Annotated in this window: 16 protein-coding genes; 11 read left to right on the forward strand and 5 right to left on the reverse strand. The window is 36.5% G+C overall.

Features of this window, described 5'->3' with window-relative positions; translation table 11 throughout:
• Window positions 1-12 precede the first annotated feature (12 nt).
• Window positions 13-942, reverse strand: coding sequence for an agmatinase (gene speB, locus Q4493_RS10660; protein WP_303452389.1), 930 nt, complete (start codon window positions 940-942; stop codon window positions 13-15).
• Window positions 943-1,124: 182 nt separating this feature from the next.
• Between speB and Q4493_RS10665 the strand changes: the two genes are divergently transcribed.
• Window positions 1,125-2,087: an adenosylmethionine decarboxylase gene (locus Q4493_RS10665; RefSeq protein ID WP_303452391.1), complete on the forward strand. Its 963-nt coding sequence runs from the start codon at window positions 1,125-1,127 to the stop codon at window positions 2,085-2,087.
• A complete protein-coding gene (gene speE, locus Q4493_RS10670) occupies window positions 2,077-2,937 on the forward strand; it encodes a polyamine aminopropyltransferase (protein ID WP_303452393.1) in 861 nt (286 codons plus the stop codon). Before Q4493_RS10665 ends, speE begins: the two co-directional genes overlap by 11 nt.
• 189 nt (window positions 2,938-3,126) lie before the next feature.
• Here the strand turns inward: speE and Q4493_RS10675 are convergent, their stop codons facing one another.
• The gene (locus Q4493_RS10675; protein ID WP_303452395.1) at window positions 3,127-5,205 is read right to left on the reverse strand and encodes a S9 family peptidase; all 2,079 of its coding nucleotides are present in this window, start codon (window positions 5,203-5,205) and stop codon (window positions 3,127-3,129) included.
• Window positions 5,206-5,424: 219 nt separating this feature from the next.
• Window positions 5,425-6,309, reverse strand: coding sequence for a LysR family transcriptional regulator (locus Q4493_RS10680; protein ID WP_303452397.1), 885 nt, complete (start codon window positions 6,307-6,309; stop codon window positions 5,425-5,427).
• Window positions 6,310-6,414: 105 nt separating this feature from the next.
• Between Q4493_RS10680 and Q4493_RS10685 the strand changes: the two genes are divergently transcribed.
• Window positions 6,415-7,170, forward strand: coding sequence for an SDR family oxidoreductase (locus Q4493_RS10685; protein WP_303452399.1), 756 nt, complete (start codon window positions 6,415-6,417; stop codon window positions 7,168-7,170).
• A 47-nt stretch (window positions 7,171-7,217) separates the two neighbouring features.
• On the forward strand, window positions 7,218-7,619 hold the full coding sequence (locus tag Q4493_RS10690; RefSeq protein ID WP_303452401.1) for a hypothetical protein: 402 nt from the start codon (window positions 7,218-7,220) through the stop codon (window positions 7,617-7,619).
• Window positions 7,620-8,111: 492 nt separating this feature from the next.
• Here the strand turns inward: Q4493_RS10690 and Q4493_RS10695 are convergent, their stop codons facing one another.
• Window positions 8,112-8,753: a hypothetical protein gene (locus Q4493_RS10695; protein WP_303452402.1), complete on the reverse strand. Its 642-nt coding sequence runs from the start codon at window positions 8,751-8,753 to the stop codon at window positions 8,112-8,114.
• 387 nt (window positions 8,754-9,140) lie between these two features.
• On the opposite strand from Q4493_RS10695, the gene Q4493_RS10700 reads away from it, so the two are divergent.
• The 6 genes from Q4493_RS10700 to Q4493_RS10725 all read left to right on the forward strand — a co-directional run bounded on the left by Q4493_RS10700 (window position 9,141) and on the right by Q4493_RS10725 (window position 16,034).
• Window positions 9,141-9,626: an Hsp20 family protein gene (locus Q4493_RS10700; RefSeq protein ID WP_303452693.1), complete on the forward strand. Its 486-nt coding sequence runs from the start codon at window positions 9,141-9,143 to the stop codon at window positions 9,624-9,626.
• Window positions 9,627-9,924: 298 nt separating this feature from the next.
• Window positions 9,925-10,875: an ABC transporter ATP-binding protein gene (locus Q4493_RS10705; RefSeq protein ID WP_303452403.1), complete on the forward strand. Its 951-nt coding sequence runs from the start codon at window positions 9,925-9,927 to the stop codon at window positions 10,873-10,875.
• Window positions 10,865-13,792, forward strand: a complete 2,928-nt coding sequence (locus Q4493_RS10710; protein ID WP_303452404.1) for a Gldg family protein — start codon at window positions 10,865-10,867, stop codon at window positions 13,790-13,792. The genes Q4493_RS10705 and Q4493_RS10710 overlap by 11 nt, the downstream gene beginning before the upstream one ends.
• 11 nt (window positions 13,793-13,803) lie before the next feature.
• Complete coding sequence (locus Q4493_RS10715; protein ID WP_303452405.1) at window positions 13,804-14,736, forward strand: DUF4340 domain-containing protein; 933 nt, start codon at window positions 13,804-13,806, stop codon at window positions 14,734-14,736.
• A 135-nt stretch (window positions 14,737-14,871) separates the two neighbouring features.
• Window positions 14,872-15,168, forward strand: a complete 297-nt coding sequence (locus Q4493_RS10720; RefSeq protein WP_303452406.1) for a hypothetical protein — start codon at window positions 14,872-14,874, stop codon at window positions 15,166-15,168.
• A 17-nt stretch (window positions 15,169-15,185) separates the two neighbouring features.
• Window positions 15,186-16,034 (forward strand): RNA polymerase factor sigma-32, encoded by an 849-nt coding sequence (locus Q4493_RS10725; RefSeq protein WP_303452407.1) that lies wholly within the window; start codon window positions 15,186-15,188, stop codon window positions 16,032-16,034.
• Between the two features lie 113 nt (window positions 16,035-16,147).
• On the opposite strand, the gene Q4493_RS10730 is transcribed toward Q4493_RS10725, so the two are convergent.
• A complete protein-coding gene (locus Q4493_RS10730; protein ID WP_303452408.1) occupies window positions 16,148-16,900 on the reverse strand; it encodes a sterol desaturase family protein in 753 nt (250 codons plus the stop codon).
• A 226-nt stretch (window positions 16,901-17,126) separates the two neighbouring features.
• Between Q4493_RS10730 and Q4493_RS10735 the strand changes: the two genes are divergently transcribed.
• Window positions 17,127-19,010 (forward strand): winged helix-turn-helix domain-containing protein, encoded by a 1,884-nt coding sequence (locus Q4493_RS10735; protein WP_303452410.1) that lies wholly within the window; start codon window positions 17,127-17,129, stop codon window positions 19,008-19,010.
• Window positions 19,011-19,024: the final 14 nt, after the last annotated feature.

Genomic DNA, 19,024 nt, shown 5'->3' on the forward strand with positions numbered 1-19,024 from the left:
TTTTTCTTACTCTTACTTATCTAAACATAACAACAGTTCACGAACGACTTTTGCCGCAAACACATCACTATTACCGGTTTGATCAATTTCTGGTGACAACTCCACAACATCGCAACCTACAAAGTGCTTTTGTTTTAACAATTTGCATAAGCTGACAAAAGAATGAAAATCTTCACCGCCAGGCTCTGGTGTGCCTGTACCAGGAAAAAAACTAGGATCGAAATAATCTAAATCTAAGGTTAAATATACAGGCTTGTCATCAGGAATCGCTGCGATAGCCGCTAAAAATTCTGCACGACTTTGTTTTAAAGTGTGATTAGCCTGCATCCATTGATACTCTTCCTTTGTACCGGAACGAATACCATATTGAATCAGTTGATGACCCTCATTAAAGAGGTCAAACACTCGACGAATGATAGAGGCATGGGAATAATGATACCCTAAATAACCATCTCTTAAATCGGCATGAGCATCAAGATGCACAACCACTAACTCGGGAAATTCTTGTAAATACTTTTTTATCGGCGCGTAAGATATTGAATGCTCGCCACCTAAAGTTATTATTTTCACGTTGTCATTTGCTAAAGAAATATTAGCAAACTGCGCGTCAAAAGTTGCAACGGCTTGATGCCATTGCTGTTCAATATATTCTGGTTCGGATTGCACGGTTATTTGTTTATCAATGGCTAAATTACCTAAATCGACAAAACAAATATCTTGGAGATCTTCATCTAAATAAGGTGAATATGACTCAATACCGTCTGATACCAAGCGCAATGCATCAGGCCCATGTTTAGTCCCTTTTCGAAAACAAGCGGTACCATCAAACTCAAAACCGATAATATGAGTGGTATTTTCATAAATGGCTTTATCATCATATGACCATTCAAAAGGCTTTTTTGTTGGTAATATATTATGGTCAATATTTTGTAGTTTTTTCACGAGATACACTCATAGATATTTTGCGTAATTATGCAAAAAATTCCAAATAAGTATAGTTTTTTTTCATCATTGGATTGTTCTGTTATATTTGCCCAAATAACAACCAAAAAAAATACTTGTTTCATCACAAAAAATTTGTAAAATACCGCACCTTTTTACGTGCCTATAATGAGGATAGCCAATTGTTTTTCGAAGGCTCAGAAAAAAAAGCAGAAGTCCTAATTGATGCAAACAACATTAACTTGTTAACAGATGTAGATAACTCGTTCTGGGCGAAGTTGGTAAATTGCTGCCACGCACAGATACTGTCTACGATTGAAAACTCGTATTGCAAAGCCTTTGTGCTTTCAGAATCGAGCCTATTTGTTTGGCAAGACCGATTCTTAATTTTAACTTGTGGTGAAACTCATTTAATTAATTCTGTCGAGTATTTTATAACGCATTATGGTCGCGAAATAATAACTCATATAATTTATCAACGTAAAAATGAATACTTTGCTCAAGCACAACCGAGTTGCTTTGGTGACGATATAAAAGTATTAGCTAAGTTTGTTGATGGAAAAGCCTACCGGTTTGGCGAACTCGATTCACATCACACTTATATGTTTCATCAAACGAATGATTTCAAAGCAGATGCTAACGATAAAACTTATGAGCTGTTAGCCTATCAAATTAGTAAAAAAGCATCAGAAATACTGACTCAGAAGCATTTATCGAAAGAAGAAGTGAGACGCTTTTTATGTATCGATGAACTATTACCTGAGTTTACTATTGATGATTTTGTTTTCGATCCATACGGATATTCGATGAATGCCATAAAAGGCAAAGACTACTTTACTATTCATGTAACGCCACAAGAAAATAGTAGCTATGTATCATTTGAATCAAGTTTGAATTTAGTGGAATTAGCACCGAAGATTGTCGATATATTAAAGCCCGCATCTTTTGACTTACTCAGTTTTAATGAAGCTGATTTCGAGTCTTTATGTAGTAACAACATACCAAGCGATTATGTTAGCAATGTGCTCGCGTCAACGATGCTAGATAACCATTATCTTGTACACTTTGCTAACTTTATCCTACCGCAAACACAATTTACTTCCCCTATTGAACTCGATGTTTCAGGAGAAAACCATGCACTCTAATTTATGGGTAGAAGAAAAATTCCAAGATTTTTTGGGTTTAAAATTTAAAGTTGAGAAAGTGCTTTTTTCTGGAAAAAGTGAATTTCAAACCGTTGATGTTGTAGAAACCAAAGGCCATGGAAAAATGCTCTTGAACGACGGTTTGATCATGGTTACTGAACGCGATGAATTTGCCTATCACGACATGATCACTCACGTACCACTATTTGTTCATCCTAATCCCAAAAATGTACTAGTAATAGGTGGAGGCGATGGCGGTACTGCGCGTGAAGTAATACGCCATACGTCTGTTGAAAAATGTACTATGGTAGAAATTGATGGCATGGTGGTGGATGCTTGTAAAGAACACATTCCACAGACTTCTTGTGCGCTTGACGACCCTCGTATTAAGCTAATTATTGGTGACGGTGTTAAGTTTGTTGCTGAAACCCAAGAAAAGTTTGATATAATTATTGTCGATAGCACAGACCCCATCGGCCCTGCACAACCCTTGTTTGGTGAAGCTTTTTATCAAGATGTATTTAACTGTTTAGCTGACGATGGCATTGTCGTTTCTCAGGGAGAGTCTTCTTGGTATGCGATGGATATTCAGCAATCTTTGCTTAAAGTGCTAAATGCTGTTTTTCCAAAAAGCTATTTGTACAGTTTTAGTAATTTAACATACCCTGGCGGCCTGTGGAGCTTTACCTTTGCTTCTAAGCAATATCATCCTGTCGATAACTTTAACGCAAATCGTGTATTAGCAAGTAATTTAACCTTCGATTATTATAACGCTGCATTACACAGTGCTTCTTTTGCATTGCCAAGCTTTGTTAAAAAGGGACTTGCCGGTTTAATTGATAACGATTAAAAACTTTTAGGTAAGTGACTTACGCTAAATTTAATGCAAAAATCAATTCAAGGCCGAGATTCAATTTCTCGGCCTTTTATTTGCCAATGAAAAGTTTATCTTGAGCGAATATTTACCCGAAGTTGAAAAGTAAAAAGCCCCGTTACTATTACAGTAAACGGAGCTTTTTAGTATCAAGAAAAACTAATGCTAATTTTCTTTTTCTGCAGCATTTTTCTCGTCTTTATATTTATCAAACCACGCTAAGATATAGCCAACTTTACGCGCTAGATTAGATGGCTTAGCAGCAATGCCATGATAAGCGCCCTGAATACGTACAAGAGAACTTTCTACGCCTTGTAAACGCAAGGCACCATAGTATTGTTCACTTTCAGACATAGGAGTACGTACATCTAATTCCCCGGTAAGTACCATAGTAGGAGTTTTTACATTGCCTACTAATGATAACGGCGAACGATTCCAATATTGCTCGTAATCGTTCCAAGGTAAGTCTGTGAACCAATATTTACTCATAAAGGCATAGATATCTGAAGTACCTATCATACTTGTCCAGTTGATTACGGGTTTTGCGACAACAGATGCTTTGAAACGGTCAGTTTTACCAATGATCCAAGACGTTAGCGTTCCGCCACCAGAGCCCCCTGTCACAAATAAGTTCGACTCATCAACATAGCCTTTAGCAATTGCACTATCAACCATATCCATTAAGTCATTATAATCTTGCGATGGATAGTTTTTGTCAATCAAATTAGCAAACTCTTCGCCATGCGATGTAGAACCACGTGGGTTGCCGTATAATACAACATAACCCGCTGCTGCCATCAGTTGTATTTCTGTTGAGTAACTTGGGCCATACGCGGTATGTGGTCCGCCATGGATCTCTAAAATCAGTGGGTATTTTTTCTTTGCATCAAAATTTGGGGGTGTCACTATCCAAGCTTGTAAATCTCGATTATCTACACTACTTTTTAACGTCATTAATTCTGGCTTGTTCACTGTTTTGTGATCAAAAACATCACCGTTTAAATCAGTAAGTTGTTTAACTACCCCTTTTTTACTCACGATGGCAAGGTCGGCAGGACGATCTCCAGTAGAGGAAGTATACACCACACTACCTTTAGGAGTTACGTCATAGTCTCCTGAAGTATAAGGTCTACCTAAGTTAGTTCCGCCTAAATTACTTGTTATATTTGAAATTTTACCTGATAAACTAACATAGGCTACATTCTTTTTCGCCATATCATCATAGCTGAAATATAACCCTTTACCGTTATCTGCCCATGTTATTTCACCTACTGAGCGGTCTAAATTATTTGTTAGGTTTTCAATATCAGAGCCATCTACATTCATTACATATAATTGGCTTAATTGATTTGACTTGCCATTATCTTCATTGCCAACAAAAGCGACTTTCTTACCATTAGGACTTATCTGAGGACTGCGCTCTGGTCCGGTCATATCAGTTAACTGAGTAACTTTAAGCGTATTAATATCAATACTAAACAAGTCACTATTCAGCATATCAAATTCAGCATCATCTTTTGTGTTTGCCGAGATAATTAATTGCTGAGCATTTCTAGTCCACGCAATTGAACCTGCATGATCATGCGTACCTGAGGTTATCTGTCTTGGTGTTCCACCGATGGTTGGTACAACATATATTTGCATATTACCTGGGCGTTTCATCCCCATACCATCGCGTTGGAAATTAGTTTGGTCAATATACTGAGGTTTTTTTGCCCACTTAGCACCTTTAGGTTTAGAGCCTAATGTAAATAAAGGTTTAGCTTTTGTTGGGGTAAACATAGCAAAGGCTAAATACTTACCATCAGGTGAAAAACTCATACTGCTAGGGCTCATTTCTATATCAGTTACCCGAGTTGTACTATTTGACGCTAAATCTTTTAAATATATTTGTACCTTACCCTCTTTACTTGAGAGATAAGCCATCTTATCTCCATCAGGTGAAAATACCGGGCTAAAGTGGTTTTTACTGTCAGATAGAATAGGTAAATGGCTACTTCCGTCCAATGCAACAGACCATAAGTTTCGGCGCATAGAATCAGTCATAATATCCATGCTTCGGCGCTCGTAAACTACATGTTTGCCATCAGGCGTTACTACAGGGTTAGCGGCATATTCAAGGTTAAATACGTCTTTTAAAGCTAAAACATTCTCTGAGAACTCATCAGCAATAGCTGAATGACTGGCAAATAACGCACTTATTAACAGCGTTAATGACGATTTGATTAAACGTTTTTTATTCATGAAGGTTTATCTCTTATTGTTTTAATTAGATAAATGACAAAGTTGACTTAAACATAGCTTATTCAATGATAAAAACACCATCTATTTAATATAGGAAGTATACTTTACAGGATGAATTACATTTTATAAAAGTGCAGCGAGGTTCGAAGGTTTATTTTAGAATGGCGGCATGCCTATCATACATGCGCCATTTGTAAATTTAACTGTGAAGCTTGTACTTTAGCTAAAATCACTTCCACCGTAACGTTCAACAAGTAAGTCTATAAAACAACGAATTTTCGCAGGGGTATAAGTTCGCGATAAATACAATGCATGCATTGGATAACTTTTATACTTTTCATTAGGTAAAACACTCACCACCTCCCCTGCTTCGATTTCTTGTTTAAATGCCCAAATGGGCCCTAAATGCAGACCTTTATCTCGTAAAACTAGCTGTTTTATGGCGCTAATACTATTAATAACAAATTTGCATTGAGGCTTTATCGTTTTGGTTCCTATCGTTATTCCTGATTCAACATGCTGCTTTGTATAATAGATAAAGCGATGATTTTCTAATTCTTGAATTCGTTTAGGCATGCCATGCTTTTCAATGTATCCTTTAGAAGCAACAAGCACTCTTGGGACATTGCCAATTCTTCGACAAATCATATTCGAATCACTTAGCTCACCAACTCTTATTGCGACATCAATCCCTTGTGTTAGTAAATCTTCAAAATGACTCCCTAATGCTAATTCAACGGTTAATCCTGAATATTTTTCAGACATAGTTTCAAGCACATCGGCTACAAATTCGGCACCAAAGTCATGTGGTGCAGTTACCTTTAGATGGCCTGAAGGTGTATTAACCGTACCACTAATAAAGCTTTCTAGGGCATTGTGTTCTTCGAGTAACTTTTTTAGGCCTTGAAAAAACAAATTCCCCTGTTCAGTCGGAACTGATTGTTTAGTCGACCGTTCCATTAATTTAACATTCAATTTCTTTTCAAGGTTTGACACTCGACGGCTTACTAGTGAAGGGTCGATATTAAGCAACTCTGCAGCGCCTTTAAAGCTACCACTTTCTACAACTTTCACAAATATCTGTTCATTCGAAATATCTTTCATCAGCTTATTGCATTTTAATCAATTAATAGATGCATTTTTCATAATACCCAACTCTTATGCATCTAACTATAGTGTATTTGAAAACAACCACCAAGGAGTTTAATCATGAATTTAAATTTACAAAACAAAGTAGCCATAATAACTGGTGCATCTAAAAATATGGGCAGTGCCTTTGCTATCGCGTTAGCAAAACAAGGCTGTAATATCGTAGTACATTATAACAGCGGAAGTTCAAAAACAGCGGCTGAAAATACGGCAAAACTTGTTGAAAATACAGGGAGTAAAGCATTGATTGTTAAAGCCGATTTAACAACACAAGTAGCAGTAACTGAATTATTCACAAAAGCTAAAGCGGTATTTGGCAAGATTGATATTGTGATTAATAACGCAGGTAAAGTGATCAAACGACCATTTGTAGATTATACAGAAAATGACTTCGACCAATTATTCAATATTAATTGTAAAGCCGCATTTTTAGTGATGAAAGAAGCAGCAAACCACATTGAAGATAATGGCCGCATTATTAATATGGGCACTTCTTTATTAGGCGCGTTTACCGGTTATTACGCCTTATATGCCGGTTCAAAAGCTCCTTTGGAAGATTTTACAAAAGCTTTAGCGAAAGAGATTGGCTCACGAGGAGTAACTGTGAATACTATTTGCCCTGGCCCTGTTGATACGCCCTTTTTCCACGGAGAAGAAAATGATGAAGCCGTGGCGTACCTTAGCTCAGCAAGTGTTGAAAATAGATTAGGTCGAATTGAAGATATCGTTCCAATGATTGAGTTTATTGCTTGTGAAAGCGCTCAGTGGACAACCGGACAAACCTTATTTGTCAATGGTGGTTTTGTAGCAAGATAGGACTAAATTGGGGCTTCTTGCCCCTTATCAAAATTAGGAGAGACGTAATGTTAGTTAAACATGAATTTTCTGCGCATGGTAAACATCACCTTGAAGTAAAAGGAAATAAGCTTATCTGTAAAATAAGTGGTGCTTGGAATTTAGAACAAGCCCAAAATTTTGTTAAAGACCTCAAAGCAACGATAAATCAATATCAATTAGATGCGAGACATCAATGGGTTAGAGTGGTAGATATGAGAGAGTGGGAGTTATCTACACCTGATGCTCAACAATGTATAAATAACTACCTTAAGTGGGAGCAGTCAAAAAACTGTATACAACGATATTATTATGGTTGTAATAGAATCCAGAAAATATTGATATCTGAAAAATATCAAATGTTTGGAAGGTTAACTTTTATTAATGTTATATCAAACGATGATAAATATTTAACTAGGCTTTATGCTTGAACCAATAAGCTTGTGGAAATAGGTTCAACAATTTACGTTTATTAATTTTCATAAAGTATCAGAAGGAAGTTATGTGAGTTTTCAACGTTACATGTTATTTTTAATTATTTTAATTTATTCAATACCTTAGGAGCACTCTCAACCTTCAATATTACCATAAAAATTTCAGCTAAAAACCAAGCCATCCAATAATGAAAAATAGTGAAGGTATTGCTCTCGTCAAAGGTGATTTATATGAATAAAGATAAAAGTACTTAAACACAAAACATGCTTTGATGTTGCACTTATGCTTGATAATGTACTTATGCTCTATGTGGTACTTATGTAAGTTCAAAGTAAAACAAATATGAGATAAAAGTAAAATAGAGTAGCTTTACATATATTGCAGATTTACTCTCTTTTAGGTACAAAGTTCAAAAAGATATCCGTCGATTAAATTGTCTTTCTTCACTGCTTTTTATCTCACTGTTTTTTATCTGACAACTTTGCATCTCACTGCTTTAAAGTAGCACTGCTATAACGTTTGAACATCAAAATTACCATCCCAGTTAATAATAACCACACACTATTTGGACTAGGAACTGTATGTTGATTTACTTGAGTCCATACAGCCCATACTTGCCGCTGCGGATTAGGTGTATTAGGTTGATAATGATCTACTGGGATAAAATCAAAATGATCATCAGGGAAAGGGACTCCTGCAGAAAATGCATCAGGTGATGAATCTGCGTAATTAACCGCAACATGTGCTCCAATATTACCCGATGTATGCGTTCGAAAAGCGGTAAAAATCCAACATTGATCATTGTCAGTATCTTCGCAACCAAACGTTAGTTCAGGCATGGTATCGTAATCGTCCAACAACACTTGGTCTAAAAGTGCCGCCGTAAAAAAAGCTTTATTTACATCATTAACGGGGCCAAAGTCATATCCCCCGCCAGGTTGTTCGAAGAGTTGTCGAGCAGTTAAATCCGAAAACCGCACGTTGTACAAACTACCATCAACTGTCACGTTGTCAGCGCCAATTAGTAAATTATCTGTATTGAGTATTAATGTGGCGTATACATGAGATGCAATGAATTGGCTACAAAGTAAAATGAAAATAGCAGTGGTTTTTCTCAATGAATGGTTCATGATAAATCCTCTTGATTATTTCATTGAAAATCAAGCATAGGCCATACCACAACAGAAATAAAACCACTATTCAACTGCTTACTTAAAGCCGATTTTTCGCAAATATCTAAAGTGTAAATAAACCTGACAGTTGTTATGAGTATGAAAATGCCAGTAAATCTCCATGCCTCATAAAATTAATTTCAGTTTATCCAGAATGATATATCTACTTCTTTATACAAAAAATCGCATAATAGTTTTGTTTTTTATTTAAATCTAAACTAAAAAAATTGCTTGAATTTCATTTACCAATCCCTAAATAAATTATCGTGGTTATCTTGTCTTTTAAAGAGATTTAACCACATCAAATTGTTTAAATTTTATGTTGCTTCCAATGGAGGATATATGATGAATTCAGTTGATTTAACCCCTTTATACCGCAATAGTGTTGGTTTTGATCGTTTTGCTTCTATGCTAGATAATGCATTAACTTCTGACGCATCAGTAAGCGGTTACCCCCCTTATGACATCGAAATGATAGAAGATAACCGATACGCTATTACTTTAGCTGTTGCAGGATTTTCCCAAGATGAACTCGACATTCAAGTTGAAAAAGGCGTGTTAACAGTAAAAGGTGATAAAAATACCAAAGAAAAACCCAAGTATCTTTATAACGGGATCGCAAATAGAACATTTGAACGTAAATTCAATCTTGCAGATTATGTTGAAATAACAAATGCTGAACTTACCAATGGACTATTAACAATTGACCTTGTTAAGGAGATACCCGAAGCGATGAAACCTAAAAAAATTGCAATTAATCAACAGCCAAATGCTATAGAGCATAAAACTGAGGAAGAAACCAAAATCGCTAAAACAGAAAAAGTGGCTTAGCAAGAGGGGGCACTTTATTGCCCCCTACCTTCATACTAATCTATTGATTGTTAGATAAAATAAATTTCATAAGGAGTTTATTAAAAAATCAACTTTCAAACTTGAAGTTTTATATTTAGACCATATCAAAAAAACCGACTCGTTTCGTACATGTTTTCTGGGAATTTCCCCTGCAACTTTGGAGACTTAAACAATGTATCTTTCGATATTTAAAAACGCTCTTAATAAAGCACATTTACCTCGACTTCTGACATTTTATATTCATAAAACTATTAATCTGTAATCCTTGGAGAATACTATGCTTAATGTGAGTAACTTAACTCGCAGCTATGGCAGTTTTGTCGCTGTAGATAATGTGAGTTTTTCTATCAAAAAAGGCGAAATCATCGGTTTGCTTGGCCATAACGGAGCAGGTAAAACCACGATCATGAAAATGATCAGTGGTTATTTAGAAGCTGATACTGGCGAAGTTTCGCTCAATGAATTGTCGTTAAAATCGCAAACAAAATTATTGCAAAAACAGTTAGGATATCTACCGGAAAATTTACCTGTTTATCCTGAAATGACCGTTGCAGAATACCTAGATTATGCCGCTGATTTAAAAGGAATGAAGGCTAATAAGAAAGTTGCTGAAATTAAAAGAGCTATCCAAGCGACTGATTTATCTGCAAAACTGCTTGCACCCATTGAAACTTTATCGCGTGGTTATAAGCAACGCGTAGGGGTTGCACAAGCTATTTTAGGTCGTCCAAAATTATTAATCTTAGATGAGCCAACAAATGGATTAGATCCAGAGCAAACTCAGCATATGCGAACTCTCATCAAGGAAATAGCTAAAGATGCGACGGTAATTTTATCTACTCATATCATGCAAGAAGTGAATGCCTTATGTGATCGTGTTCTAATCCTTAAATCAGGCCGTTTAGTGCTCAATGAAAAATTAGCCGCCTTACAGCACAGCCAACATATTACCGTTAAAACTGATTACAAAAACTGTGACTCTCTCACAACAATATCAGGGGTTAAGCACGTTGAAACTTTCGGAAAAAACACCCTTAATATAGCAATATCAAAACAAGAATTTGCTCAAAATATTTGCAGTGACATAAGCAAAACCATCATTGAATCAGGCGCAAGCCTCTTTGAAATTTATCCACAAAAACGTGATTTAGAAACGGTTTTCAATCAAATAAATAATAATGAATACAATCAAGAAGGGTCAGATAAGGGGGTAGAAAATGCAGCCTAATCAAACTGCTAATTTTAATATAAAACGAATTGCCCGAAAAGAAATTGCTTTGTTTTTTGCTTCACCGATAGCGTACCTTTTTATTGGTGCTTTCATTGCCATCACCCTTTTTATTTTTTTCTGGGGAGAGTCTTTTTTTTCAAGAAATATTGCTGACGTGCGTCCTATGTTTGAATGGATGCCTTTATTACTTATATTCTTGTGCTCTACCCTAACCATGAAACTTTGGAGTGAAGAAAGAAGAAGCGGCACCATAGAATATGTCCACACACAATCAGTGCCCCTATGGCATTTTGTAATAGGTAAATTTTTAGGATGTTTAACCCTCTTAAGCATCGCCCTTTTGATGACCTTACCTTTACCCATAACCGTTAGCCTTTTAGGCGAACTTGACTGGGGACCTGTTTTTTCTGGTTATTTAGCGGTGTTATTACTTGGCAGCGCATATATCGCAATTGGCTTAGCGGTTTCTGCAAGAAATGATAATCAAATTGTTAGTTTGATCACCGCTTGTTCTATCGGCGGCTTATTTTATTTTATAGGAAGTTCAGCTTTCACCGATTTTTTTGGTCATCAAAGTGCAGAATTTTTTCGTCAATTAGGAACCGGTTCTCGTTTTGAAGACATCACCCGTGGCGTAATAGACCTTCGAGATTTGTATTATTATATTGCGTTAACTTTAGTATTTTTAGCGCTCAATACTTACTTTCTTGAACAAGAACGTTGGGCAATTATCACGGATAAAAAAACCGGAAAAAGTAGTTACCATCAACAATGGCAAATGATCACAGCTTTATTAGTAGTCAACTTACTAACCGCGAATTTATGGTTAAGCCAATTGCCACAATTGCGCCTTGATACAACGGCAGGTAAACAGTACTCAATTTCTGAAGCCACTGAACGTTACTTAGCACAATTACAAGAACCTATGTTGATCCGTGGATATTTCAGTCAAAAAACACACCCGCTGCTCGCCCCACTCGTTCCTCAAGTAAAAGATTTACTTGAAGAGTATGAAGTTGCAGCAAATGGTCGTGTCAGAGTTGAGTTTATTGCCCCACAGGAACACCCTGAGCTAGAAGAAGAAGCAAATAGTAAATTTGCTATCAAGCCTGTGCCTTTCCAAGTAGCCGATCGCTACCAAGCATCAATTGTCAGCTCATACTTTAATGTCTTAGTACAATATGGGGATGAACATAAAGTGCTGGGTTTTCGAGATTTAATAGAAGTGAATGCCCGAGCAGAGTCAGATGTAGAGGTGCTTTTACGCAACCCTGAACACGATATAACTAGAGCCATTAAAACCGTTCTACATGACTATCAAAGCTCAGGAAACTTGTTCGACAATGTAAAACAAACCCTAACGTTTACCGGCTATATTTCATCGCCTGAAAAATTACCAGAACAACTGGTTGAATTTAAAACCAGCATTGAAGAACAGTTAAATGCTATTAAAGAAAAATCAGATAATAAATTACACATAGCATTTATCGAACCTGAAAAAAACGGAGGAACAGTTGCACAACAAATAGCTGACGATTATGGTTTTCAACCGATGGCAACAAGCTTATTTTCTAACCAAGCGTTTTATTTTTATTTGACGCTATCAGCAGGAGAAAAACTCGTTCAAATACCGCTTGATGATTTTTCTGATACAAGCTTTGAAAAAAACATTGATGCCGCGATAAAACGATTCGCTACTGGTTTTACTAAAAACGTCGCTCTGGTGACGCCGCCAACTTCACCTTATAGTGGTTACGGCATGTCACAAGCAAACTTTAACCAACTTGAGCGTATGCTTGGTGCAGAGCTTAATGTGATAAATGAAGACTTATCCGACGGTTCCGTTTCAGGGGAAGCCGATGTATTAATGTTAGTTTCACCAAAATCCTTGGATGAAAAGCAAGTATTTGCCGTTGATCAATTTTTAATGAAAGGCGGTACCGTGATCGCCGCAACCTCCCCTTATTCTGTAAATTTCACAGGTGGCGGCTTATCAATGTCTTCCCACCCAAGTGGCCTTGAGGATTGGTTAACTCACCAGGGTTTAACTATCGAAAAAAGTCTGGTGATGGATGCTAATAACTCGGCATTTCCAATTCCTGTTACGCGCAATGTTGGCGGTTTCCAAATTCAAGAGATGCGTATGATAGATTATCCTTATTTCATTGATATTCGAGAGGGATTAAATCAAGACAATTTAATCACCTCTGAATTACCACAGCTAACTGTACCGTGGGCTTCACCAATAAAAATTGCTGAGCAAAGCAATGGCATTACGTTTACTTCACTTATAACAAGTTCAACGAATGCTTGGACATCAACGTCATTAGATATTATGCCGAAAGTGAACCAAAGTGGTGAAACAACCTATTCATCACATGGCGAAACAGGCAAGCAAACTTTAGGGGTACTTGCTCAAGGTAGATTTTCTTCGTATTTTGCTGAGAAAGAATCCCCTCTACTAGCTTCGTCTTCAGATAAATCAGAAGAAGTGAATGCCGAACAATCGACAGAAGGGGCAGAAAGTACCACGAAGGAAGCGTCTACACTTGATGTCAGTAGTGTCATTAAACACGCGCCAGATAGTGCCCGTATTATTTTAATTAGTGCGAATGATTTTGTACAAGATCAAGTTTTACAATTTACCGGCGGTGCTAGTCAAAATGATTATCTCAATAGTTTGCAGCTATTAGTCAATAGTATTGATTGGTCATTAGAAGACCGTGGCTTGATGAGTATTCGCTCACGCGGGAATTTTAATAGAACTTTACCGCCAATGGAGCATAGCGAACAACTCTTTTGGGAATATACAAATTATGTCATCGCTTTTGCGATGTTAGCAGGCATGGCCTTGTGGCACCGCCAACAAAAAAGACGTAAACAACGTTATTATTTAACGTGGTTAGCACAATAGGAGATTTTAATATGAATAAGCACATCCCCCTATTATCGGCCTTTTTGCTTTTACAACTCGTCATTGCTGGTTTATTGTTTTCTGCCAATCCGACCATGGATAATGTGACAGAGAAAAAGCCATTATTAACCATCACCCCTGATTTGATTAGTAAAATTAAAGTCATAGAGGATGATGAAGAAATTACCTTTGTTCAAAAAGATAATGAGTGGCAGCTTGACGGCTATTCTGGGCTTATTTTACAGAAAAACAAATTGAGCGCCTTAACATCTGAATTGGCTAATCTACAAGTAAATTGGCCTGTAACGAGTACAAAAAGTAGTCATGAACGTTTTAATCTGACGGTGGATAATTTTGAAAAACAAATTATATTTTCAGATAAAGATGGCAATGAACAAGTGCTGCTTTTAGGTAAATCGCCGAGCTATAAGCAATTATATGTTCGAGATATAACTGACAACGACGTCTATTCTATTAAGTTCAGTGCTTATCAAGTCAGTGCCGATGTGAACAACTGGTTTGATAAATCGATGTTAGCTATTGATAATATTAGTAAAATTAATCATAGCCAGGTAAATTTAGCTAAAGTAGACGAAGACTGGCAATTAACGCCGCCTTCAAGCCTTGCTGAGCAACAATCCTTAGATACAGCATCAATAGAAGACTTTATCAATCAATTAACTGGCTTGTCAGTAACAGGCCTAGCTACTGAACCGATACAAGCAACCAATACGTTAACAGTTTTAAACGATCAAGATGACGAGTTTGTTTATCGCTTTGCCGAAAATTCAGATAATTATTTTGTGAAACGTGATGACATTGAATATTGGTTTACGCTGCCAAAAGCTAAATTTGAGCAGTTAGCCAATTTAACGTTAAACCAATTTACTACCCAACAAGACAATAATAAGGAGGAAGACTCAGCAACATTATCAGACGAATAACGTTCAAAGTACCTAGGGGAAGCAGTGAAAAACACTTCCCCTTTAACCATTAATAAAATCAAGATTAATAAAACGTGGCTTTTAAAAGCACAATAAATTGAACATATTTTATATTGCTTAATGTGAGGATATATCATGACTTCAATCTACAAACCATTAATCAAATTTATATTCATCTCAATAACGCTGATTACAGGCTTTGCATTTTCTGCGTTTTCAACGGTAAAACAAAGTCAGTCTCACTATCAATCACAATCTCATGAGGTGAATAACCGAATTAACAAGCAAATGAGCAATGCTACAACACAAGTAAATTTCAAACCAAAATCAAAATACGGCAAAAAATTACAACGCGATATAAATAGGTTAATGCCGGGGAATAAACAATTTACCCCGCGCTTTCTTCAATATGTATTAACAGACAAAAAATAACGACAGGAGGTGAAATTATGTCTATTCATTTACCTATTTCATTGCAAAGTGCAGGTAGTTTTGACGCTTATTTAAGCTATGTAAATAGCTTACCTTTGCTTGATGAGCAGCAAGAAAAAACTTTATTTTTAGCATACCAAGAAAAAAGTGATTTAGATGCGGCACAAAAGATAGTGCTTTCACATTTAAGGTTTGTTGCGCACATTGCTAGAAGTTATAAAGGCTATGGTTTGCCACTAGAAGATTTAGTGCAAGAAGGCACTATTGGATTGATGAAATCTGTTAAAAAATTTAACTTAGACTTTGGTGTCAGACTTTCAAGTTTTGCTGTTCATTACATCAAAGCCGAGATACAAGAGTTTGTCATTCGCAATTGGCGGCTCGTTAAAGCGACAACAACAAAGGCTAAGCGAAAACTGTTTTTTAATTTAAGACGACTAAAAGCTAAAACAGAATGGTTAACGCTGCAAGATAAACAGAAAATTGCGGTTCAACTCGAGGTAGACGAAGCAGATATCGACGAAATGGAAAGTCACTTTACACACTCAGATATCTACGTTAATTCGTTAACCACTAATGATGATGAATTAAACGCGAATTCAACAGAGGCATTATTTGAAGACAAAACTGAACATTTTACCGCTGCCCTTACTCAAAAAGAATTTAAGGAAAAGGCGATAAGTAAAATTAAGGAAGTACTTAACCACTTAGATGCTCGCACAAAAGATATTATCGAAAACAGATGGTTAAGCTCAGAAAAGCGAACACACAAATACTTTGCTGAAAAATATGGGGTTTCACATGAAAGAATTAGGCAAATAGAAGAAAAAGCCATAGCTTTAATTAAGCAAAAAATCAGCTTATAAGCGACTAACCTTATTTAGCGCAGTAGCAATAAAAGGCTCTGCGCTAAATTCAATCAGGTTATTCTACAGCTAAATAAAGCTGTGTAATACCAATTCAAACATAGCCAGCCTAGCTATTTCGGACTTGAAACATCCTTAAACATTATCATCTCAACGATGCGAGACGATGCACCATCATAAAACCCCGTATTCTCAACAAACGTTTTTGGGTTTTTAAAGGTGCCAAATAACATATCAAATATCGGAAGATCAGAATAATTGTAACGATGAATTCCCAAGCCATGGTGTAAACTATGACTTTCGGGGCGTTGCACAATATAGCCTAACCATTGGGGTGTTTTAATATTTGTATGTTGAAACGTCGCTAACAATATCGACGCGTAAAGAAAATAACTTGCGGCTTCTGGCGTCACACCAATAACCACCACTAAACTCAAACTTCCCAACATGGTAAAACCAATCATATCAAGTGGGCTAAAGTAAAATGCACCGAGCACATCTACCCGTTCTGCACTATGATGCATTTGGTGAAATATACGCCACAACCATTTATTTTGGTGCATGGCGCGATGCCACACATAGACCAAAAATTCAAAAATTAATAACGCGATAAAGGCGCTAACAAAAGGGTTTAACGATTCTAGGTTAACAATTTGAAATTGACTCAAATAACTATCCCATATCATCGGCATATAGGTCGATAAATAAAAATACAGAATAAACATCACTATTGCCCTTGGATACCAGTCTTTAGGTTTAGGCTGTTTTCGACCAGGTGCAATAAACTCAAGCAGTAAAAGTCCTCCAAGAATAACGAGAATTGTGAGTGATACTGGGTCAAGTAATATTTCAATAGGTGTCGGCATTTTTAAAGTCCTTAGTAAACGAAAAAATAACGTTTCCTAGTATGCGCTTTATGCAATTAGTTACTTAACATTTACATAACGATTAGCTAATACTTATCTAATATTTCACTAATCTAATATTTCGCTAATTAATATGCTAGATTGACTAAAGTAACTATTCGTCAATCATTTACCCCTTACATCATCAACCGTAACGTTAAAATAAAAATAGAAGCTTGAGAAAAATATGAAGTATTACGTAGGCACATTTGAAATAGATACCACTCAATTTCAAATCTCTACTGCTAATAAGTTAATTGCCGTTGAACCTAAAGTTTTCGACCTGCTTGTTTATCTGATAGAAAATAGACAACGTCTAGTGAGCAGAGATGAATTATTCGAAAATATTTGGTTAGATCGAGAAGTATCCGACACCACCTTAAGTAATCATATTAAAAGTGCTCGAAAAATTTTGGGGGATGATGGCGATAAACAGGAAATGATAAAAACTGTTCGAGGCCGTGGCTATCAGTTTATTGCCAAGGTAACATCTACTAACTCAGATACTAACGAAGAATTAGTAGCATTAGAGACGCAACCTCAGCTAGGGCACTTTTCTTTAGCAAAAAATCGAAAGAAATACTTAATTTCTTTCGTACTTTTCTTAATAATCATCACTTTAGGCTACTGGCAACTGACCGCGGAAAAAACACCCGCTCAAGATCGACCATATATACTAGTACTTCCTTTTGAAGCTATCGGCGAAGAACAACAGAAATGGCAACCTTTTGCAGAGCAAATGACTCGACAAGTTATTCGAGAATTAAGAAAAATTGCAAGTTTACATGTGGTACCAACCTCCTCCGCATTTACCTTTAAGCAAAATAAAAACCGACAATATATTCAAGAGCAATTACCTAATGTACGTTATGTTCTTTCAGCAACTATTAATATTCATGGAACATCTCAAATTCAAGTGTCACCTGAATTAGAAGAATTAAAGTCTGGTAAATTAATCTGGGATAATCGCTATAGTAGTCGAGTCGATGATACAACTTTTTTTTCTATTCAAACCAATATTGCTACGGCTTTATCTAAATCGCTAAATGTGGCTATAAACGATACAGAAAAAGCTAGCTTAGGCGAGTTACCGACGACAAATTTAAAAGCCTATGAGTTCTATATTGCAGGGCAAAATCATCGGGACATGCTCACTCATCAATCGTTAAAAAAAGCGATAGAATTATTTACACAAGCGATAAAACTCGACCCAACATTTGAAGCGGCTTATATTGCCAAAGCAGATGCTTATCGCCTGATCATGGCCTATTTTGAAAAACCAATTGAAGTATTACCCTTTGTTATAGATACCGTTGCAGAGGCTCTTAAAATTAATCCAAACTCGGCAGAAGCTCGTTCATCTCTTGGTTTAGCATATATTTTAGCTTGGCGCTGGCAAGATGCATGGAACATGTTGAACCAAGCCAATACATTAGATAACAGCATCGCTTTAACGCAACTTGGGTTTGCGCTTTATTATTCAGGAATCGGCGATGTAAATGGTGTAGTAGAATCGTTAGAAAAAGCAGATCAGCTTGACCCTCTCAATATTGAAATTGCCGACTGGGGACATTGGGCTTTAGCCATGGTAGGCGAATTAAACGCGGCTAATAAATGGGCGGATAATAAACTTCAATTACATCCAGACGTTGGTATTCTTTATAGCGGAGCAAGTGTTTCTGCCTCATTAAAAGGCGAACATCAACGAGCCATTAAACTTGCAAAAAAAGGGATAATGTTAGACAAAGATGCATCTTATCCTTTATTAGCCTTAGCACAAGCTTATGGTCATGCAGGAGAAGTAGATAAAATACCGCCTTTATTACAACAAGCGCAAGCCAGCCTCAATTACCAATGCCCCTATGAAACCGCTATAACGTATTTATTGATAAATAACATCGAAGAAACTTTTAAGCAGTTAAATTTAGCGGTGAATTATCGTTCAAACTGTTTAGTTTTTACTCGCAACGATTTACGGTTAAACCCAATTAGGAAAGATCCTCGTTTCACAGCATTATTAGTAAGACTTGGTCTAGATAATAAATCGATTGAAAAATACTCAAGATATTAGGAACGGCAATAAGC

It is taken from the genome of Colwellia sp. 1_MG-2023 (assembly GCF_030546755.1).
Taxonomy (GTDB): Bacteria; Pseudomonadota; Gammaproteobacteria; order Enterobacterales; family Alteromonadaceae; genus Thalassotalea_H.